This is a genomic window from Ekhidna sp. ABH4_415 (assembly GCF_056161305.1).
Window position 1 is genome coordinate 345158 of record NZ_JBSWYW010000005.1, and the last position, 17097, is coordinate 362254.

The 17097-nt window shown below is 40.8% G+C and carries 19 protein-coding genes; 10 read left to right on the forward strand and 9 right to left on the reverse strand.

Annotation, left to right across the window (positions count from 1 at the left end; all coding sequences use genetic code 11):
• Nucleotides 1–10: 10 nt before the first annotated feature.
• From ACXAH9_RS10870 to ACXAH9_RS10895, 6 genes are all read right to left on the reverse strand, one after another.
• Nucleotides 11–454 carry a nuclear transport factor 2 family protein gene (locus ACXAH9_RS10870; RefSeq protein ID WP_474894883.1) on the reverse strand — a complete coding sequence of 148 codons (444 nt, stop codon included), beginning with the start codon at nt 452–454 and terminating at the stop codon, nt 11–13.
• A 76-nt stretch (nt 455–530) separates the two neighbouring features.
• A complete protein-coding gene (gene hemC, locus ACXAH9_RS10875; protein ID WP_474894884.1) occupies nt 531–1445 on the reverse strand; it encodes a hydroxymethylbilane synthase in 915 nt (304 codons plus the stop codon).
• 12 nt (nt 1446–1457) lie between these two features.
• Nucleotides 1458–1883: an ATP-dependent zinc protease family protein gene (locus ACXAH9_RS10880; protein ID WP_474894885.1), complete on the reverse strand. Its 426-nt coding sequence runs from the start codon at nt 1881–1883 to the stop codon at nt 1458–1460.
• Entirely contained in the window at nt 1876–2991 is a 1116-nt protein-coding gene (locus ACXAH9_RS10885; protein WP_474894886.1) for a DNA polymerase III subunit, read from the reverse strand. Before ACXAH9_RS10885 ends, ACXAH9_RS10880 begins: the two co-directional genes overlap by 8 nt.
• Nucleotides 2992–2994: 3 nt before the next feature.
• Nucleotides 2995–4176 (reverse strand): GlmU family protein, encoded by a 1182-nt coding sequence (locus ACXAH9_RS10890; protein ID WP_474894887.1) that lies wholly within the window; start codon nt 4174–4176, stop codon nt 2995–2997.
• A 90-nt stretch (nt 4177–4266) separates the two neighbouring features.
• On the reverse strand, nt 4267–4512 hold the full coding sequence (locus ACXAH9_RS10895) for a type B 50S ribosomal protein L31 (protein WP_349566598.1): 246 nt from the start codon (nt 4510–4512) through the stop codon (nt 4267–4269).
• 97 nt (nt 4513–4609) lie between these two features.
• Between ACXAH9_RS10895 and ACXAH9_RS10900 the strand changes: the two genes are divergently transcribed.
• From ACXAH9_RS10900 to ACXAH9_RS10920, 5 genes are all read left to right on the forward strand, one after another.
• Nucleotides 4610–6250, forward strand: coding sequence for a hypothetical protein (locus ACXAH9_RS10900; protein WP_474894888.1), 1641 nt, complete (start codon nt 4610–4612; stop codon nt 6248–6250).
• A gap of 110 nt (nt 6251–6360) precedes the next feature.
• Nucleotides 6361–6732 (forward strand): hypothetical protein, encoded by a 372-nt coding sequence (locus ACXAH9_RS10905; protein ID WP_474894889.1) that lies wholly within the window; start codon nt 6361–6363, stop codon nt 6730–6732.
• An 81-nt stretch (nt 6733–6813) separates the two neighbouring features.
• The gene (locus ACXAH9_RS10910; protein WP_474894890.1) at nt 6814–8352 is read left to right on the forward strand and encodes a YifB family Mg chelatase-like AAA ATPase; all 1539 of its coding nucleotides are present in this window, start codon (nt 6814–6816) and stop codon (nt 8350–8352) included.
• Nucleotides 8353–8363: 11 nt separating this feature from the next.
• Nucleotides 8364–8894 (forward strand): Crp/Fnr family transcriptional regulator, encoded by a 531-nt coding sequence (locus ACXAH9_RS10915; protein WP_474894891.1) that lies wholly within the window; start codon nt 8364–8366, stop codon nt 8892–8894.
• 81 nt (nt 8895–8975) lie between these two features.
• The gene (locus ACXAH9_RS10920) at nt 8976–9602 is read left to right on the forward strand and encodes a hypothetical protein (protein ID WP_474894892.1); all 627 of its coding nucleotides are present in this window, start codon (nt 8976–8978) and stop codon (nt 9600–9602) included.
• Nucleotides 9603–9607: 5 nt separating this feature from the next.
• On the opposite strand, the gene ACXAH9_RS10925 is transcribed toward ACXAH9_RS10920, so the two are convergent.
• The 3 genes from ACXAH9_RS10925 to ACXAH9_RS10935 are packed head-to-tail and all read right to left on the reverse strand — an operon-like array spanning nt 9608 to nt 12911.
• Nucleotides 9608–10024, reverse strand: a complete 417-nt coding sequence (locus ACXAH9_RS10925; protein WP_474894893.1) for a DUF2141 domain-containing protein — start codon at nt 10022–10024, stop codon at nt 9608–9610.
• Nucleotides 10021–12588, reverse strand: a complete 2568-nt coding sequence (locus tag ACXAH9_RS10930; protein WP_474894894.1) for an FtsX-like permease family protein — start codon at nt 12586–12588, stop codon at nt 10021–10023. The genes ACXAH9_RS10925 and ACXAH9_RS10930 overlap by 4 nt, the downstream gene beginning before the upstream one ends.
• Nucleotides 12585–12911: a PadR family transcriptional regulator gene (locus ACXAH9_RS10935; RefSeq protein ID WP_474894895.1), complete on the reverse strand. Its 327-nt coding sequence runs from the start codon at nt 12909–12911 to the stop codon at nt 12585–12587. Before ACXAH9_RS10935 ends, ACXAH9_RS10930 begins: the two co-directional genes overlap by 4 nt.
• A gap of 289 nt (nt 12912–13200) precedes the next feature.
• On the opposite strand from ACXAH9_RS10935, the gene ACXAH9_RS10940 reads away from it, so the two are divergent.
• The 5 genes from ACXAH9_RS10940 (at nt 13201) to ACXAH9_RS10960 (ending at nt 17095) form a co-directional block, all read left to right on the forward strand.
• On the forward strand, nt 13201–13539 hold the full coding sequence (locus ACXAH9_RS10940; RefSeq protein ID WP_474894896.1) for a PadR family transcriptional regulator: 339 nt from the start codon (nt 13201–13203) through the stop codon (nt 13537–13539).
• A complete protein-coding gene (locus ACXAH9_RS10945; protein ID WP_474894897.1) occupies nt 13536–16106 on the forward strand; it encodes an ABC transporter permease in 2571 nt (856 codons plus the stop codon). Before ACXAH9_RS10940 ends, ACXAH9_RS10945 begins: the two co-directional genes overlap by 4 nt.
• A 93-nt stretch (nt 16107–16199) precedes the next feature.
• Nucleotides 16200–16646 carry a hypothetical protein gene (locus ACXAH9_RS10950; RefSeq protein ID WP_474894898.1) on the forward strand — a complete coding sequence of 149 codons (447 nt, stop codon included), beginning with the start codon at nt 16200–16202 and terminating at the stop codon, nt 16644–16646.
• Nucleotide 16647: 1 nt separating this feature from the next.
• Entirely contained in the window at nt 16648–16869 is a 222-nt protein-coding gene (locus tag ACXAH9_RS10955) for a helix-turn-helix transcriptional regulator (protein ID WP_474894899.1), read from the forward strand.
• A gap of 7 nt (nt 16870–16876) precedes the next feature.
• The gene (locus tag ACXAH9_RS10960; protein ID WP_474894900.1) at nt 16877–17095 is read left to right on the forward strand and encodes a hypothetical protein; all 219 of its coding nucleotides are present in this window, start codon (nt 16877–16879) and stop codon (nt 17093–17095) included.
• Nucleotides 17096–17097 lie beyond the last annotated feature (2 nt).

Here is a 17097-nt window from a genome sequence, read left to right on the forward strand (position 1 = left end):
AGCTTAGGATTTACCAAAATTCATGAATACGATAGATTTTACCATCTCTGAATTCAAACAGGGTCATTTGTGACTCCCCTTCAGAAAGAGTGTCATCTTTTCTGGTCACGAACCTTTTTTCAACGGAGACAGCATTTAGGCCTGAAATAAGATTGGTCACTTTTATGTCTGCAACCCTGCCATTATACCTGCCGTTTTTCTGATTATTGATATAACCATCATAGAGGTCCTTTCTCGAGTATTTCCCTCCATATTTCGGATGTAAATATGTGAAGTCCTCACTGAACAGACTGAAGAGGGAGTCTATATCCGATTGCGATGATCCACTTTGAAAAACTTTAACATTGAGTCGGAAATATTCGTTAACCACACTATTCAAAGAATCCTGGTGTGTCATTTGAGCGAACCCTGTAAAGGATAGAAGACTAAGAAGTAGTGCTAGTTTTAATTTCATTTTGATGTTTAGGTTTTTTCAAAAATGAAGCAACACAAGGACTTTTAGTTACAAATATGTGCTTGTTAACAAGTCATTAACTCAATGCAGATTTGATATCATTGAGCACTTTCTTTCCCCCACTTTGAAGAATTTCATCAGCAAGTGAAGTTCCCAATTCTTCCGGATCACTGCCATGCATGGTGCGCTGGATCAACTCTTTACCATCCAGACTGGCAATGCCTCCTTTTAGCGTGATTTGGCCATCCTGCTCTATTTCGGCATGACCAAAAACCGGAATGCTACATCCTCCATCCATGCGACGAAGGAAAGCTCGTTCGGTCAACAGCATTTTTTCAGTTAAAGGGTGGTTGGTTGCCATCTTTATTCTGGAAGCTACCTCTGAATCCATGTTATCATGAATCTCAATAGCTACTGACCCCTGACCTACAGGCGGAATGAACCGATCCGTATCGAACCAGTATTTGACCATATCATCATAATTCATTCTTCGCACTCCCGCATAGGCCAATACCAACCCGTCCATGATGCCGGATTTCATTTTTTCAAGCCTGGTCTGAAGATTACCTCGCACATCCACAGTAGTTATATGAGGATAATAGTGTTTCAACATGGCAATCCTTCGTGTACTGGAGGTACCAAGGATCAGCTTTGGATCGTTGAGGTCTATTTCCTTATCAGAGACGATCACATCGTCTGGAGACTCCCTTTCGCAGAATGAGAGAACACTGAACCCTTCTGGTAATTTGGACTGAAGGTCTTTGGCACTATGAACGGCGATATCTATCTGCCCTCTTCGAAGCATTGATTCCAGCTCTTCGGTAAATACCCCTTTGCTACCGATCTTGGAAAGAGCCACATTTTGGATTTTGTCCCCTTTGGTTTCAATTGGCACCAGCTTAGGTTGAAAACCGCCTGCATCCAACAGGTCTGCAACATAATTGGCTTGCCACATGGCAAGCTTGCTTTTCCTTGTACCTATTTTTATCACCGGACGCTCCATTCAGTTCTTCTTCTTTTGATTGTAGGATAGATTTTTTTGTGAGACATCCACAATGAATTTATTGGTCAAAATCTTTCTCCCTATTAGAAGCGGATTTTTCATTTCACTTCGATCGGTAAGAGAGATGGAAGCCATATAGTTTCTGCCAAACAGCCGCATACGGGTTTTGATCACATATCTTTTTTGGGCTTTCCCGTTAGAGCTTCTGACGATTTTCTGTGTCCAGTCTTTGGTTGCATACTCTTTATAGCCTGTATCTGTGTGCAAGGTAAAAAACAGTACTCCATCTTCTTCATGCACTTTCTTGCAATGCAGCGAAGACCGATAAGCTCCTGTATCGATTTTGGCATGAATGTCCACAACCCCTAGATCCGGGAGATCAATGACGTCTAATCGTCCGATTACCTGCTTTTCCCTTTTAGCCATTCAATATCCTAGTGATATCCAAGGATAAATTTAAGTGAGTTATCCGAGGGTTCGAGTTTCTTTCAAGGTGATTCAGTACTTCGTTGGCCAATGCATAAACATTTTCCAGTTTCTCCAGACCCAGTTTATCAGCGAACTTTCCAATAAATGCACCTTCAGCCTCACTTTGAACAGGGGGCGTTTGTCCGGAGGCATGAACAACCGCATTTCGAATCAGTGCGATTGCAAAATTCAATGTAGTTTTCTGTGCTGCTTTTCCGGACTTAGAAAACTCCTCACTTCGATGAACCAGTCCGGTCAGGTTTTTATTCCAGCACTCCAGCATCCACTTTTGAAAATCTTCGTACTCGTGAGTCTCGCCTGCTTCTGCGACATGGAGTGCCAGCCCAATTTTTCCTTCAGAGAGCTTTGATGCTTGCCCTGCTTTTGTTTTTTCTATTCCTTTTTCCTCCAGGTATTTTTGTACTTCTTCAAATGTATTTGGAGAAACGTTTACCAGCTGGGTTCTGGATGTGATTGTCGCGAGTAGGTTGTCATAGTTGTAGGAAACAAGTAGGTAGAGAGTCTTTTCAGGAGGCTCTTCCAGAATTTTAAGAATTGCATTGGCAGAGCTTGGGTTCATTAGTTCAGGCACCCAGATGAGCAAAATCTTAAAGCCACCTTCGACAGAGCGCATACTCACGTTCTTCAACATCTGTCTGCTGTCCTCGCGACTGATCAAAATGTTTTTGTTTTCCTGACCATACTTTCTGGTCCATGCTTCCAGGTCTCCAAATGGCGATTCAGCCACAAACTCCCTGAATCGGGGGAGAGCTTCTGCCAACACCTTTTCATATTTATTTTCAGCGGCCGATATTTTTGGAAAATGAAGGTGTATATCAGGGTGGACAAGCTTCTTGATTCTCACGCAGTTCGGACAAGTACCGCAGCTATCTTCCTCGGATTTATTCTCACACATGAGATAGCTGGCATAGCCTAATGCCATTGGTAGTACGGCAGTTCCAGGCCTGCCAGCGAAAAGCAGGGCATGAGCTACTTTCCCCCGCTTATGCGCTGAAATAAGCTGTTTTTTTAACTCTACAAGACCTGGTATCTCTGAAAATTGCATGGATTATTTCTTCTCCCAAACCCGATTTTCGGCGGTGATCTCAAAGATATGTGAAAGCATCGCTTTGTCCACCTCGGTGAGTGCTTTGTTTCTTCGTTTCATAACCAACTCTGCCGTTTCGAAAGCCTTTCGTGTCTGATAAGTAGTAAAGCCGGAAGCACCACCCCAGGCAAAGGAGGGAATGATTGTTCGTGGAAATCCATCACCAAAAATATTGGCTGACACTCCAACTGTAGTGCCGGTATTAAACATGGTATTGATACCACATTTTGAATGATCACCCATGATCAGTCCGCAAAACTGAAGCCCTGTGTCTTTAAATCTGCCAGAAGCGAAATCCCACATTTTCACATTGGCATAATTGTTCTTCAAGTTGGAGTTATTGGTGTCCGCACCCAGGTTGCACCATTCTCCTATCACCGAGTTACCGAGAAACCCTTCATGGCCTTTGTTCGAATAGCCTAACATCACCGAATTGGAAACCTCTCCACCTACTTTGCAATGTGGACCAACTGTTGTGTCCCCTTTGATTTTGGCGCCCATATTTATCGTGGAATGATCGCAAAGCGCAAACGGCCCTCGAATGAGTGCGCCCTCGTGAACTTCTGCATGTTTACCTATGTAGATAGGCCCACTCTCAGCATTGAGAACAGCGGCACGAACCCTGGCACCCTCTTCTATAAAAATTTGGTCACCATAAGTTTTGGTGTGTGGGTCGTCAAGTAATTGGGATGTTCGTTTTTTTGTAATAAGCTCAAAGTCATACTTTATCGCCTCACCATTTGATCGGAAGATGTCCCACGGGTGGATCACCTGCTTAATATCTTTTGAGGAGATGACCTTCCTCTGACCGTGTACAAAAGGCTCGTTTGCATCGAAATATCCTGCAATGACCTGATCATCGTGCACAAGTACCTGATCCACTTTTAAATTTTTTATTTGCTCGATGAGCGCACGAGTGGGAAGTACGTTTCCCAGTACAGTCAGGGTCTTTTGTGTAGGTGCTTCAAAGAGTGGGCTGAGGTAATCCTCTGAGCGAAAGAACACTTTCTCTGCAGATAGATTGCTGCTCCACTTTTCATGCAATTTCAAAATCCCGACGCGCACATCAGCCACGGGCCTTGTATAAGAAAGGGGGAGCATTTGCTTCCAACTCTCTTCTGTGTCAATGAAGGTGATTTGCATGAATCAAACTTAGTTTGTTTTGGCAAAAGGGCATAAAAAAAGTCTTCAGGTAAACCCCGAAGACTTTTGAAATTTCTTTTTCGTACTGAATTACTTCTTCTTGTACTTCTTGTTGAATTTTTCCACTCGACCAGCAGTATCCAGAAAAATTTTCTTACCGGTGTAGAATGGGTGTGATGCTGAGCTCACCTCAACTTTGATCACAGGGTATTCGTTTCCGTCTTCCCATTTGATCGTTTCCTTAGACGTCATTGTTGATTTCGTCAAGAATTTGAAATCACTTGTGGTATCAAGAAAAACAACGTCGTTGTACTCAGGATGTATGTCTTTTTTCATTTCTCTCGTCTCTTTTTCAAAAAGGATGGCAAAGATAGACATTATTTTATCTTCTTCAAACCCATTTGTTCAACTAAAATGGAATATGTTTGAATTTATGAGACAAACACTCTGGATCCTTAGTCTGCTCATTGCCAATATTTTATGGGCGCAATCTACAGATTTCACATTAGGCCATCCCGCTTATAAGGTTATAGAGTTGGAGGAGATACGATCTGAGGATGGCTTCACCACCACTATAAAGCCGATTTCGAGAGGTTCCGTGTTTAACCTTCTCGGTAATCAAGGAGGTCTTTATATGAATAAGGAACTTCGTGAATACACCAATGATACCACAATGTCACGGGTTCCTATTCTAGGTCGTTTTTTTCAGTATCCTGCTGATCTTTTTTACTACGAGGATGAAAAGCTCGATTTGCACGTCAATCCTGTATTGCAATTTTCTTATGGAAAGACGAATGATGCTCTGGGCACTACTTTCGTGAACAGTCGTGGTGCTGAAATTCGGGGAAGGATAGATAAAAAAGTTGCTTTCTATACCATACTTACGGAGAACCAGGCCAGGTACCCTGTTTATGTAAATGATATTCGGGATAGCACACTCGTTGTTCCGTATGAGGGTTTTTGGAAACAATATGCAACCACCGGAGTGGATTTCTTCAGAGCCCAGGGGTATGTGGATTTTGGATTCAGCAAAAGCATATCTGCTCAACTCGGATTTGGTAAGCACTTTGTTGGCAATGGCGTTCGATCGTTAATACTTTCAAACTATTCCAACAACTATCCTTATCTCAGAATCAACACTAACACTAAAATTTTTGACTACACAAACATTTTTGGAGAGCTGATAGCCGGTGTGAGAGGAGGAACTTTTGGCCTTGAAGGTACCGGAGGGTTTCAGAAAAAGTACATGGCCTTTCATCACCTAAACATGAAGATTAAGCCGAATCTACACATTGGGCTGTTTGAATCAGTGATGTATGGGGATTCCACTGGAGGGTTAAAAGTTGAATACCTGAATCCAATCATCTTTTATCGGGCAGTGGAGCAGCAAAACGGTAGTGAAGACAATGCACTCATTGGTTTAGATTTTAAATGGAACATTAAAAATCGTGTCTCACTTTATGGCCAGCTTGTAATTGATGAAATGATAGTCAGCGAAGTGGCAGCCGGCAATGGTTGGTGGGGAAACAAGCAGGGGTTTCAACTGGGAGCTAAATATGTGGACCCATTTGGGTTTAAAAATGCCATTATCCAGGGAGAGATCAATCGGGTGCGTCCATATATGTATGCTCATGAGGATGGTTTTACTAGTTATAGTCACTACAATTTGGCGCTGGCCCATCCACTTGGCGCCAATTTTACCGAATACATTGGACGAGTGAATTACCGGCTAAACGATCAATGGAATTTTGAGGGAATGGTTATGATGGCCACTTATGGAAATGATGTCGGAGATGTGAATTTTGGAAGAGATATTTTGAAAGATTATACCATAAGAAGACCTGATGGCAATGGGGGTAGCCTCGAATATGGAAACACGCATTTACAAGGAAATCAGACAGATCTGATGATGGCTTTTTTTCGTGCTTCCTACATGTGGAAACACAATCTGTTTGTGGATGCAGATATTACTCTCAGAAAGGAACAGGATTCTAACGGTTTGATCAATACCTCAACTTCTGTGTTTGGATTAACAATGAGGTGGAACGTACCAAGTCGAGAGTATTTATTCTAAAAGGGTTTTTAAATTTCATGTGGTTATATATGCAATTCAGCTTTTTTGAAAAATATCCTTGTTTCAAAACTTCAAAAGTTTCATAACTTTCAGCCCTACTCAAGTAATATATGAAAAGGTTTAAGCTCATTTTTCACGCTATTTACATTACGATCTTCCTGGTCATTTTGTATTTCTCAGTGGATATTTTGATGAACACAGAGCAATATCTTTCTAAGATTAAGCTTTCATCTTATATCAAATTTCCCAAGTATGTGATGATGATTTTTCTATTTGTGTCCATTTTGATGGCAATAGAATACATCATGCAGCAGATGAGAATTCACAAGCTAAAAAATGACATAGGTAACCTGGAAAGTGAAGTAACTGAGCTTAAGGCGAAGCTTTATGATAAATCTCAGGAAGCAACTGCTATTGCTGAAGAGATTTCATTCGAAGACGTAGACAAAGGAGACGAGGATGCTGATGAAGATGAGGATTAAATAGACATCCTTCACTCACAAAACAGTTAGGTTCTGCTGTAATTCCTATATTTAGGTGCTTAATAGAGAACCAACCTTTCTATGCTTGCTAAAACCTATGGTAGTGCCGTCTATGGCGTAGATGCTTACAAAATCACCGTTGAGGTCAATGTTGGTCAGGGCACCAAATTTTTTATGGTTGGCCTGCCGGATTCTGCTGTGAAAGAAAGTGAGCAGCGGGTAGAGTCAGCAATAAAGAATTTTGGATATCGAATGCCTAGGCAAAAGGTAGTGGTGAACCTGGCTCCTGCAGATATTCGAAAAGAAGGCTCTGCTTATGATTTACCTATTGCCTTGGGCATATTGAAAGCTTCTGAACAGATCATTGCTGATAGTTTGGAGGATTTTGTGATAATGGGTGAATTGGCCTTGGACGGAGAACTACGACCAATTAAAGGCGCTTTGCCCATAGCCATAGAAGCTCGAAAGAATGGATTCAAAGGTTTTATTCTACCAAAGGAAAATGCCAATGAAGCAGCCATCGTAGATGGTTTAGATATCATAGGGGTAGAAAATATCAAAGATGCGATTCTGCATTTGGAGGGTGAGGAAATTATTCAACCCTTACAGTACGATACTCGAGATGTTTTTTACGCCGATTTGGACAACTATGCCTCTGACTTTTCAGATGTTCAGGGGCAAGAAAACATCAAGCGCGCTATGGAGATTGCTGCTGCTGGTGGACACAATGTGATCATGATTGGCCCTCCAGGAGCGGGGAAAACAATGTTGGCAAAAAGACTGCCCTCCATTCTACCCCCTCTTACTTTGCATGAGGCATTGGAAACCACAAAAATCCATTCAGTGGCTGGTAAGCTTGGAACAGAGGGAAAGCTAATAGCGCAAAGGCCTTTCCGCCAACCACACCATACCATTTCTGACGCAGCACTGGTAGGTGGTGGAGGTATCCCTCAACCGGGAGAAATATCTCTGGCAAACAATGGCGTTTTATTCCTGGATGAATTACCGGAGTTTCAACGCTCGGTATTGGAAGTAATGCGTCAGCCGTTGGAAGAGCGGAAAGTGACCATTTCAAGAGCCAAAATCTCACTGGATTACCCGTCCAATTTTATGCTTATTGCCAGTATGAACCCTTGTCCATGTGGCTATTACAATCATCCCGAAAAAGAATGCGTGTGTGCACCTGGTGTAGTTCAACGATACCTCAACAAGATCAGTGGGCCTCTTCTCGATCGGATAGACTTGCATGTAGAAGTCACCCCGGTTTCCTTTGATCAGATGACAGAAACTCGCAAAACGGAATCCAGCTCTGAAATCCGTGAGCGAGTGATTAAAGCCCGAGAAATTCAGGAAGCCCGATTTAAGGATCAATCGGGAGTATTCAACAACGCCATGATGAGCTCGAACATGGTCAAAGATGTTTGCCAAATTAACGAAGCAGGAAAGACGCTGTTAAAAACAGCTATGGAACGCTTAGGGCTATCAGCAAGGGCTTATGACCGAATCTTACGCGTTTCCAGAACTATCGCCGATTTAGCGGGTAAAGATGAAATAGCCATCGAGCACCTGGCTGAAGCCATTCAATACAGAAGCCTGGATCGAGAAGGCTGGGCAGGGTAAAGGTCGAAAGTATGGAAAATATAGTTAAATCCATTTCCTCTTATGCTAAGTTGACCGACGAAGAGTTATCCGGATTTCTCGCTAGGGTTCAGGAAGTATCCTATAATAAGGGAGAATTATTGCTTTCAAAAGATGAAATCAACCGTACATGGGTGTTTGTTGATAAGGGTAGTTTTATAGAATACTATGTCAACGAAGAGATGGAGGAGGTCATAACAAACCTTTTCCCACTATATACATGGGTATTAAATCATGAAAGTTTCACAGGGCAAAAACCCTCCAACGTAAAAATTGAAGCTTTTGAAGAAAGTAAAGTCTATCAAATCAATATTCACGATTTGCACGAATTGATAGGAGCCTCGCCTGCATATTTTGCGCTTGGTAAAATCATTGAATCAGTCAATAAAACCACCAATTTTCGAGGAAGCCCAGAAGAAAAATACATGCACTTGATGCAGCAGAGCCCACAAATTATTCAAAGCTTCCCTCTTAAGTATATCGCTTCTTATTTGGGAATGACGCCTGAAACGCTAAGCAGGTGAGAAATCGCATGAAGTAGTCATTTCTTGATTTCGATCAAGTGTGGTTTTGGTATTGTCAACCTATGTTTGGGAAAAAGAAACATGGAGTCTAATCAATACAAAGCATCAGGCCTCTCCCTGATTATCGGTTGTTTTTTCATGATTGTAACGATGGTGCTACACCCTGTAGGCGGGAACTTTAATCATCTATTGAGCATCGTTACCATTGGCCGGGTATCACATGCTATAGCCATATTGTCGTTACCATTTGTTGCTTACGGTTTTTGGGGACTAACCGATAAACTGGGAGGCAATTCGCTAGATAAACTTTCTTTTCTTTTTATGCTTTTTGGATTGGTTGCAGTCATGTTTGCAGCTGCTGTAAATGGGCTGATTTTAATGGATTTTGTAGCAAGGTATGAAGGCGCCTCTCAACAAACGATTGATTCATTAAAGCCGTTTTTTAGGTTGATAAGTAGCTTCAATCATGCGTTTGATTTCATTTTTATAGGGGCAGTTTGCATTTCAACGACACTATGGTCTATTCGCATTCTGAAGACAGACGCTTTCCCTTCCGTATTGGGGTGGTTGGGATTAGTCATATCTGCCATTGCTATTGGGTCGCTGATTATCGGTTATGTCTTTGTGGACCTTCACGGATTCCGAATGTTCATTTTTGGTTGGGTAATTTGGGTTATAGGGATTGGAGTGTCTCTGATTAAGAGATAGGAGCATCACTTCAACTCAATGCTAATCTCCAAATCATTTTTAATGGTAAAGCTTGCCCCATCAAAATCTGGAGGCCCGAAAGTGGTGGATGGATTGGTTGAGAATCCGTAAGGCTCATTTGGGATGCGAAAGAAATTAGTGTCCAGGGATTTGTTATTGTTAAGATCCTGGATGACAATCACGGCATATTTGCCGGGCTTCAAATCTTTAAAGATATAAGAGGCCTGTTTTGAATTGACTTTTATCCAGACGCATTCCAGAGCCTTGGAACTGTTCATGAAACCATTGCCCGCTTCATAGACACATATTTCCAGTTGTCCTTTGATCTTTTCAATGCCTTCAATTTTGACCATCAAATCATTTTGGCCGATTGCCGTGTAACCCAATGCAATCAGAAGTACGGTAATTAATGCTTTCATCATTCTGATCTTAATTGTTTGGCAGGATTGATTTTGCTTGTTTGATAAACCTTACCACCTACAGTCAAAACCACAATTATCAATACGATGACAACAGTTTTAATAAAATGATCCATGGTCGGATCGATATGATAAGCATAGATGATGTCGAAAACGGTATTTAGAATAATCGTACTTGCGGTTAACCCAACGATGGCTGCAATTCCCACCATCCAATAGAGGTCCTTTCCTAATAAGTGAACAATCACACTTCTGGAAGCACCCAGCACTTTCCTTACCCCAAATTCTTTGCTACTTCGTTGGGCTTTCAATGAAATGAGGGTATAGAGCCCCAGAATAGAAATAAGAATGGTAATTAGAGCCATGATAACGTTGATTTTAATCATTATAGAATTGGTCCCTCTAACACTTTCAAGTACATCACTTTGCAAAAAGCCCAGATAGAGCTCTTGAGGGAATGCCTCGTACCAAACCTTTTCCACCTCGGAATGAATAGTGTGGGGATCTCCTACCATCCGGACAGAAGAATACCGGTAAATTTTCTCAGGGGCATATCTAATCAATGCCGGAGTGATCTTATTGTCCATCATGATGTTTCTTAGATTGAAATCATCAACTACACCAATTATCGAGTACTTAACACCTTGAATGGTAATCGATTTATTGAGCACCTGATTACCCAATTGTTTCTCCAGCATGGAATTAATGATGACCTTGTCACTGTTCTGGCCCAGTTCTTTGAATAGCAACCCTTTATTTAACCTAAGACCTAATGTTTGAGGATAATTCACACCTCCCTCGATAACAGCAACCTGATGATTCATTCCTTCATAACTTATCGTCTTGGATTCATTGGAGAATCCGACAAGATTAGATGTACCAGCAACCATGCTGATGTTAGGGTTTTGCGAGAGGAAATCTGCGAGTATTTGGTGCTGCTCTGGCCGGTACAGGGGAATATTGACCACCTTGTCGACATCATAGCCTCGATCAAGTGAGTTTTGGTAGTACGAATTATCCACATTGAGTAAAACTCCGAAAATGTTATAAAAGCAGAGCGCAAACTGAAAGGTGAGCAAAATGGCCATCATTCTGTTTTTGCCAGATAAAACCACCTTGTTTCTGAAAATTAAAAGTGGGGAGAACTTTGAAACATGGAGAGATGGATAAGCTGCAGAAAGCAAGGTGACCAGCAAGATAAGTACGATTGAAAATTGCAAGATCGTTGAGGTAGGGACATTCTCCAGTTGTATTAACTCTCGTTCAAACAGTGCATTATAACCTGGAATGAGCAAGTATGACAGTCCAAATGAGAGCACAACGGCCATTGAGATCATGAATGTATTTTCGATCATGAATTGAGAAATGGTGCTCTTACGATTTCCGCCCATAATTTTTCTTACCGCTATTTCCTTGAGGCGTTTTCCGGATAGGGCAATACTGGTGTTAATGAAATTGAAACATGCCAGAAGTAAAATCGAAATAGCTGCACCGGCGATCCCGGCTACAGAAGATGGGTGAAGATGATGTACAAAATCTCCCTTATGCAGATACGGCTCTATTTTTGGCCATTCTAGAATGTTGTCTAATCTAAATTTAGATACTTCTGTAGAAGAATTTTTTTCATTCCGTATGGCTAATAATGTACTTAGCTGATCTTGTATGCGACCAAGATCGGATTGTTGAGCATATACAAAAGTTGCATCTATTTCTTTGGTCCAGTCATTTTCATTGAGGTCAAAAACAGTGATATACTGTTCCATAGGAAGAAAAGCTGATTGCGAAAAGCTGGTATTGGTGGGGGGTATTTCAAAAACATCTGAGATGATGAATGACTTTTCCTTTTGGTTAGGAAATACAATTTTCACAAGGCGACCAATGGGATAGACTTCATTGAATAGCTTCAGTGCCATGCGCTCAGAGATTATTATTTCATTGCCTGTCGGTGATTTTATCGGTTGGTCATCTAAGCCAGACAATGGGAAAAACTTAAAAAATTCAGGATCTGAGAAAGCGATTCGTGAACTGAATAAACGCTTTCCTTCTTTTACTGACAAGCTCTGCACTGCATAACGAAATGCTGGGATATCATATGCTTGTAAGGCAGGTGCAAGCGCAATTGGAGACATACCAAGTGCATTTTTATCCAATCGTTCACCATGTACTTTGTAAAGAAGAGGTGCTTCTTTGAAGTGGGTATTGAACGTCTCATTGTATCGATAATTGAAGTAGCCAATCGTACAGATAGATAGTGCAAGGGCTAATCCCAATACATTAGCGAAAACATAGAATGGGTGAAGCTTAATGGCTCTCAACGAGGTTTTAAGATAGTTTCGTGGTAGGCTCATAGACGTTGCTAGTTTGAGATTGAAGTTTTTTATTACCGAAGGCCGAATCATACGTAGCACTTCCTTGCGGTATCTGGATCTGGCTTTTTTATACCCGATTTCCTGAACATTCTCATGGAAGGCCTCTTCTAGATCTCCTTGCAACTCCTCAAACAATTCCGGATCGCAGAACCACTCAAAAAGTTTATTATATCCTTTGGGTAGTTGCGGCTTTTTCATTCCAAGCTAAATTTTGTTACCATACTCCACATTTCTTCTCGTAGCTCTTTTGCCTGTCTCAAAGATTCTTTACCACTTGGTGTAAGTGTGTAGTATCTTTTTCTACGCCCCCCACGCTCAGCGGTAGCACCGCCTACATGTGATTCTAGAAATCCCTTTTCTTCCAATCTGGTAAGGGCAGCATGTAGCGCTCCCCGACTTAGATGCCGTTTTAATCGCTGGCTAATTTCTTTTTGAATTTTTAGGCCGTATGCCTGATCATCCAGAATAAGGACTGATAGCAAAACGATTTCTTGAAATTCTCCGAGGTTTGTTCCTTTCATAATTTTAAGCATTTAGCTAAGAGTCAATTAATTGTTTTCAAAGCTTTAGTCAAAGTTTTCCCACTACTCAAATGAATGGGTAAAGCGGCACGCTTATTTGTTTCATTTATGAAGACCAAACGTATAGAAAATTTATTTGTTTCACAAATGAAGACTAAATAATTTGAAAGCGATGAATTTGAATTACATCTATTTCGAAGTGTAAATCATGATAATATTTTATTTATTCTATTTAGTATAACTAATTATAAATTCGGACGTATATTTGTTCTATTAAATAGAATATATCATGTCGAAAGATCATCTTGGCGAGTTAGAAGAACTCATCCTTCTGCTCATTGTCATGCTTAAGGAGGACGCCTACGGGCTGGCCATCAGAAAGGCGTTAAAGGAGGAAGCCAAAAGAAATGTGACCATTGGTGCAGTTCATGGCACTGTCAACAGACTGGAAAGTAAAGGGTTGGTAAAGTCTGAAATGGGAGGAGCCTCTGATGTTCGAGGGGGTAGGAGAAAACGTATGTTTACCATCACGGCAGCAGGTAAGAAAGCCCTACAGCAGAGCCGGGATGTGAAGGTGAATCTATGGCAACAAATTCCTGAACTTTCCACTAAATCATATTTGAAATGATAAAAAGACTAGCAGACAAACTTGTCAAATCGCTTGTAAAAGGTCATCTGCAAGAAGAGATTCTGGGAGACATGGATGAATTCTATGAGGAACTAAAAGATCATTCTTCCTGGAAGCGATCTATGATTTATGTGTGCCAAGCGTTGCATTTGGTAAGGCCTATCCTCATCAAAAATATTTCTGGAACTCAAAAACTCAATTATTTCGGTATGATCAAACTATATCTAATAACCGCCTTAAGAGCACTTTTCAAAAACAGAGTAATTGTTATTCCAAGTTTGATCACTCTTGTGTTAGGAACCCTAAGTTTTCAGCTGATATTCAGCTGGGTTGCGAATGAACTCAGGATGGATGCTTTTCACTCTAAGTTTGATCGGATTTATATGGGTGCGATACAATCCGATCCCCAGGCAGATGTTGCTCCACTTAGCCCTCATAAATTATTCAGACTAGATTATAATCAATACCCGGAGGTTGAAAAAAAACTACTTATCCATATATATGAGAAAGATGAGATAAAACTATCAAGTGAACAACGTGAGTTTGGAGGCAAAGGACTTGTTGCTGATAGTTCATTCTTCGAGTTTTTTGATTTTCAGATCATGCTTGGTGATCAAGATGGACTTCTTCATGATCCATCCCATATTGTCCTATCTGGAAATTTTGCTAATCGGGTATTTGGAGAAGTCAACCCCATCGGCAAAACAGTTCAGGTGAGTTGTGATAGAGAGGGGTTGTACACGGTAGCTGCTGTTACAGAAAATATCCCTTCCAACAGCTCAATCGATTTTGATTTTATTATTCCTACCCATTCCCAACGCTTTTGGAGGCGGATTCCCATGGATCTTATTTTAGTAGATGAAACGTTTGATCATGAGGCTTTTAATGAGAAGGTAAAGACAGCAGGAAGGGAAACCAATCCAAGATTTCCGGAGAGCATAATAAGTTTTATACCAATCTCCAGCCAATATTTCGATCAACCACTGGATGTTGCCTTGTTTGGAAAAATGGGCGATAGGAATATAGTTAATACAATGATTTTTATTGCGTCAATAATTATTTTGATCACATTTCTTGGCTTTAATAATCTGCAATCGACCCACCTACTTTCTGGAGCAGAAAAGTTGGGAATTAAGCAAATGATTGGAGGATCAAAACGAACCCTGTGTGCCGAAATAATTATCCAGCGGTCAGTTTTTCTGCTTTTGGCGAGTGGGCTTACGATCCTTGCTTATCAGCTACTCTTTCCTTTCTATCAGATCGTATTTAATCTTGAAATTAATTCTCAGTTCTTTTTTAGCGCAATCAGCATCACGTTAGTCACAGGAATGATCGTTGGAGTTTCAGTACTCCTCTCAGCCATACAGATTTATGGGTTGAAACTCAAAGAAACAGTCTTCAGATCTGGTGATTTGTTTCGAATTCCCAGAATGCAAAGAAGTATCACTGTTGTTCAATACGCAGTATCAGTTGTACTATTGATATGTACAGCGGTGGTTTTTATGCAATACAGGTTTATGGCCAATAGAGAAACAGGCTACACCCATCAGGATATTGTTAGCGTCAATTTTTTCGAGATTTCCAACAATCAAGACCAAGTCAAAAGCTATGAGTTTGTCAAAAATCAGTTAGAAACTAATCCCAGGATTGTCGCCAGTGCTCAAGGTGATTTGCCTGTCAATTCCGGGTCATTTTTGTCTTCCTGGAAGAAAGCTGGTCAAGGCGAGCAATATGAAAGTCGGAAAGTTATGGTTGCAGGTCCGGACTACTTGAATGTGTTGGGCATAAGGCTAAAAGAAGGAAGGTTCTTTTCAGATTCAATTGACAAGCCAGGGGATCACAAGGTTGTCATTAATGAATCAGCTAAAAGATTATGGGACATTGATGATATCAATACCACAATGCTAATGAGTAACACCAGTGGAAGAACAGAATCTAAGTTTGAGATAATTGGAGTTATTGAGGATTATCATTTTGAACACCTTTCCAAAAAAATTGAGCCGTTAGTGCTACAGAATGTAAAATATCCGGATGAGAATTTTCTGGTGCGGTTTAAAGATGGAGAACAACAGGCCGGTATTTCCTTCCTGGAAAAAGTGTTTAAAGAGGTCAACCCTAATAAGGCATTCGATTATGATCTGCTTGATCACCAAATTACTATGCAGTATGAAAAGGAAAAGGCTCTGGGAAAGGTTTATGTAGTCTTAACAGCTGTGGCTCTTCTTTTGTCCTCCCTATCTCTTTTTACTTTCTCGGTGTACGAATCAAGACGAAGAAGTAAAGAGTTTGGTATTCGCAAGGTAAATGGAGCCACGAACATGAATATTTTCAGATTAATGTCATTTTCTCTACTTAGAACGATACTAGTCGCTTTTCTGATAGCTGTTCCTTTTGCCTGGCATGTTACTAATCGATGGATCGAACAATTTGCTTATCGGTTGAATATAGGTTGGTGGATATTCGTACTAGCAGGTCTTTTGGTTTGTTTACTCGCTCTGATGGCCATCCTATGGCAGGTACGCATGATAGCTGCACAGAATCCTGTCAAGAGCCTGAGATACGAATGATGTAAAATATATTTTACATTTAGTAAAACATTTTTAACTTAGTGTCCGTAATACTATACAATTAGTAAAAATTATCATACACTATACTCAAAAATGGATTACTACGAAAGAAAAAGTATTGTAAGTATGCTGAGTACCATAGTGGTATTGGGCATTTATTACTGGTCCGTGTTTGAGCGTTTTGACGCCCAAATAATGAACACTGATGAGCAGCTTCAGTTTTGGTCAAAAGCCATTCTCATCGCCATCCCGATTTCCATCGTTACTAAAATTGTGGTATTGATTGCCTTTGCGATAATCAATTATATCCTTACGAAAGAGAAAACGGCTGGATTTGAGGATGAACGAGACAAATTGATTGAATTGAAATCAACCAGGAATTCTTATTTCATCTTTGGTATGGGTTTCGTTACGGCATTGCTGGTTCTCGCTTTTGGTTACCCACCTAAGTTTATGTTCGTAGCTTTAATCCTCGCGGGAATTGGATCGGAAATTTTTGACAACCTGTCCCGATTCTACTACCACAGAAAAGGGGTTTGATATGAGCACACACGGTATTCAGAACAACATTCGGAAGCTTCGATTCGAGAAAGAGGAGATGACCCAGCAGCAACTTGCTGAAGAAGTAAAAGTCACCAGACAAACCATCGTGGCTATTGAAAAAGGGAAGTATTCTCCGTCGCTGGAGCTGGCCTTCAAAATCGCTCATGTATTTGACAGGCCACTGGAGGAGGTATTCTCATTCGATCCAAATAAAAAATAGAATCGCTATGAAATTATTCATTTTAAAAACGGACATTAGGACAAAAAGGCAGCTGAACAAAGTGAAGCCTGTCTTGCAGCAAAACCATGACATCACCCGCTGGTCAATAGATCTGGATGATGTAGATAAAGTGCTCAAAGTGGAAACGAAAGTGGATTCACAGGAAGCGGAGATGATTAAACTTTTGCGATCGAAAGGGATCAATTGTGAAGAATTACCTGGTTAGTG

Bases quoted from the DNA above. Each gene is read 5' to 3' on its own strand.
- ACXAH9_RS10920 (WP_474894892.1), top strand. From the start codon at position 8,976: ATGGAGTCTAATCAATACAAAGCATCAGGCCTCTCCCTGATTATCGGT.
- ACXAH9_RS10870 (WP_474894883.1), bottom strand. From the start codon at position 454: ATGAAATTAAAACTAGCACTACTTCTTAGTCTTCTATCCTTTACAGGG.
- ACXAH9_RS10885 (WP_474894886.1), bottom strand. From the start codon at position 2,991: ATGCAATTTTCAGAGATACCAGGTCTTGTAGAGTTAAAAAAACAGCTT.
- ACXAH9_RS10955 (WP_474894899.1), top strand. From the start codon at position 16,648: ATGAGCACACACGGTATTCAGAACAACATTCGGAAGCTTCGATTCGAG.
- ACXAH9_RS10925 (WP_474894893.1), bottom strand. From the start codon at position 10,024: ATGATGAAAGCATTAATTACCGTACTTCTGATTGCATTGGGTTACACG.
- ACXAH9_RS10930 (WP_474894894.1), bottom strand. From the start codon at position 12,588: ATGAAAAAGCCGCAACTACCCAAAGGATATAATAAACTTTTTGAGTGG.
- ACXAH9_RS10905 (WP_474894889.1), top strand. From the start codon at position 6,361: ATGAAAAGGTTTAAGCTCATTTTTCACGCTATTTACATTACGATCTTC.
- ACXAH9_RS10960 (WP_474894900.1), top strand. From the start codon at position 16,877: ATGAAATTATTCATTTTAAAAACGGACATTAGGACAAAAAGGCAGCTG.
- ACXAH9_RS10935 (WP_474894895.1), bottom strand. From the start codon at position 12,911: ATGAAAGGAACAAACCTCGGAGAATTTCAAGAAATCGTTTTGCTATCA.
- ACXAH9_RS10950 (WP_474894898.1), top strand. From the start codon at position 16,200: ATGGATTACTACGAAAGAAAAAGTATTGTAAGTATGCTGAGTACCATA.
- ACXAH9_RS10915 (WP_474894891.1), top strand. From the start codon at position 8,364: ATGGAAAATATAGTTAAATCCATTTCCTCTTATGCTAAGTTGACCGAC.
- ACXAH9_RS10910 (WP_474894890.1), top strand. From the start codon at position 6,814: ATGCTTGCTAAAACCTATGGTAGTGCCGTCTATGGCGTAGATGCTTAC.
- ACXAH9_RS10940 (WP_474894896.1), top strand. From the start codon at position 13,201: ATGTCGAAAGATCATCTTGGCGAGTTAGAAGAACTCATCCTTCTGCTC.
- ACXAH9_RS10945 (WP_474894897.1), top strand. From the start codon at position 13,536: ATGATAAAAAGACTAGCAGACAAACTTGTCAAATCGCTTGTAAAAGGT.
- ACXAH9_RS10900 (WP_474894888.1), top strand. From the start codon at position 4,610: ATGAGACAAACACTCTGGATCCTTAGTCTGCTCATTGCCAATATTTTA.
- ACXAH9_RS10880 (WP_474894885.1), bottom strand. From the start codon at position 1,883: ATGGCTAAAAGGGAAAAGCAGGTAATCGGACGATTAGACGTCATTGAT.
- ACXAH9_RS10890 (WP_474894887.1), bottom strand. From the start codon at position 4,176: ATGCAAATCACCTTCATTGACACAGAAGAGAGTTGGAAGCAAATGCTC.
- ACXAH9_RS10895 (WP_349566598.1), bottom strand. From the start codon at position 4,512: ATGAAAAAAGACATACATCCTGAGTACAACGACGTTGTTTTTCTTGAT.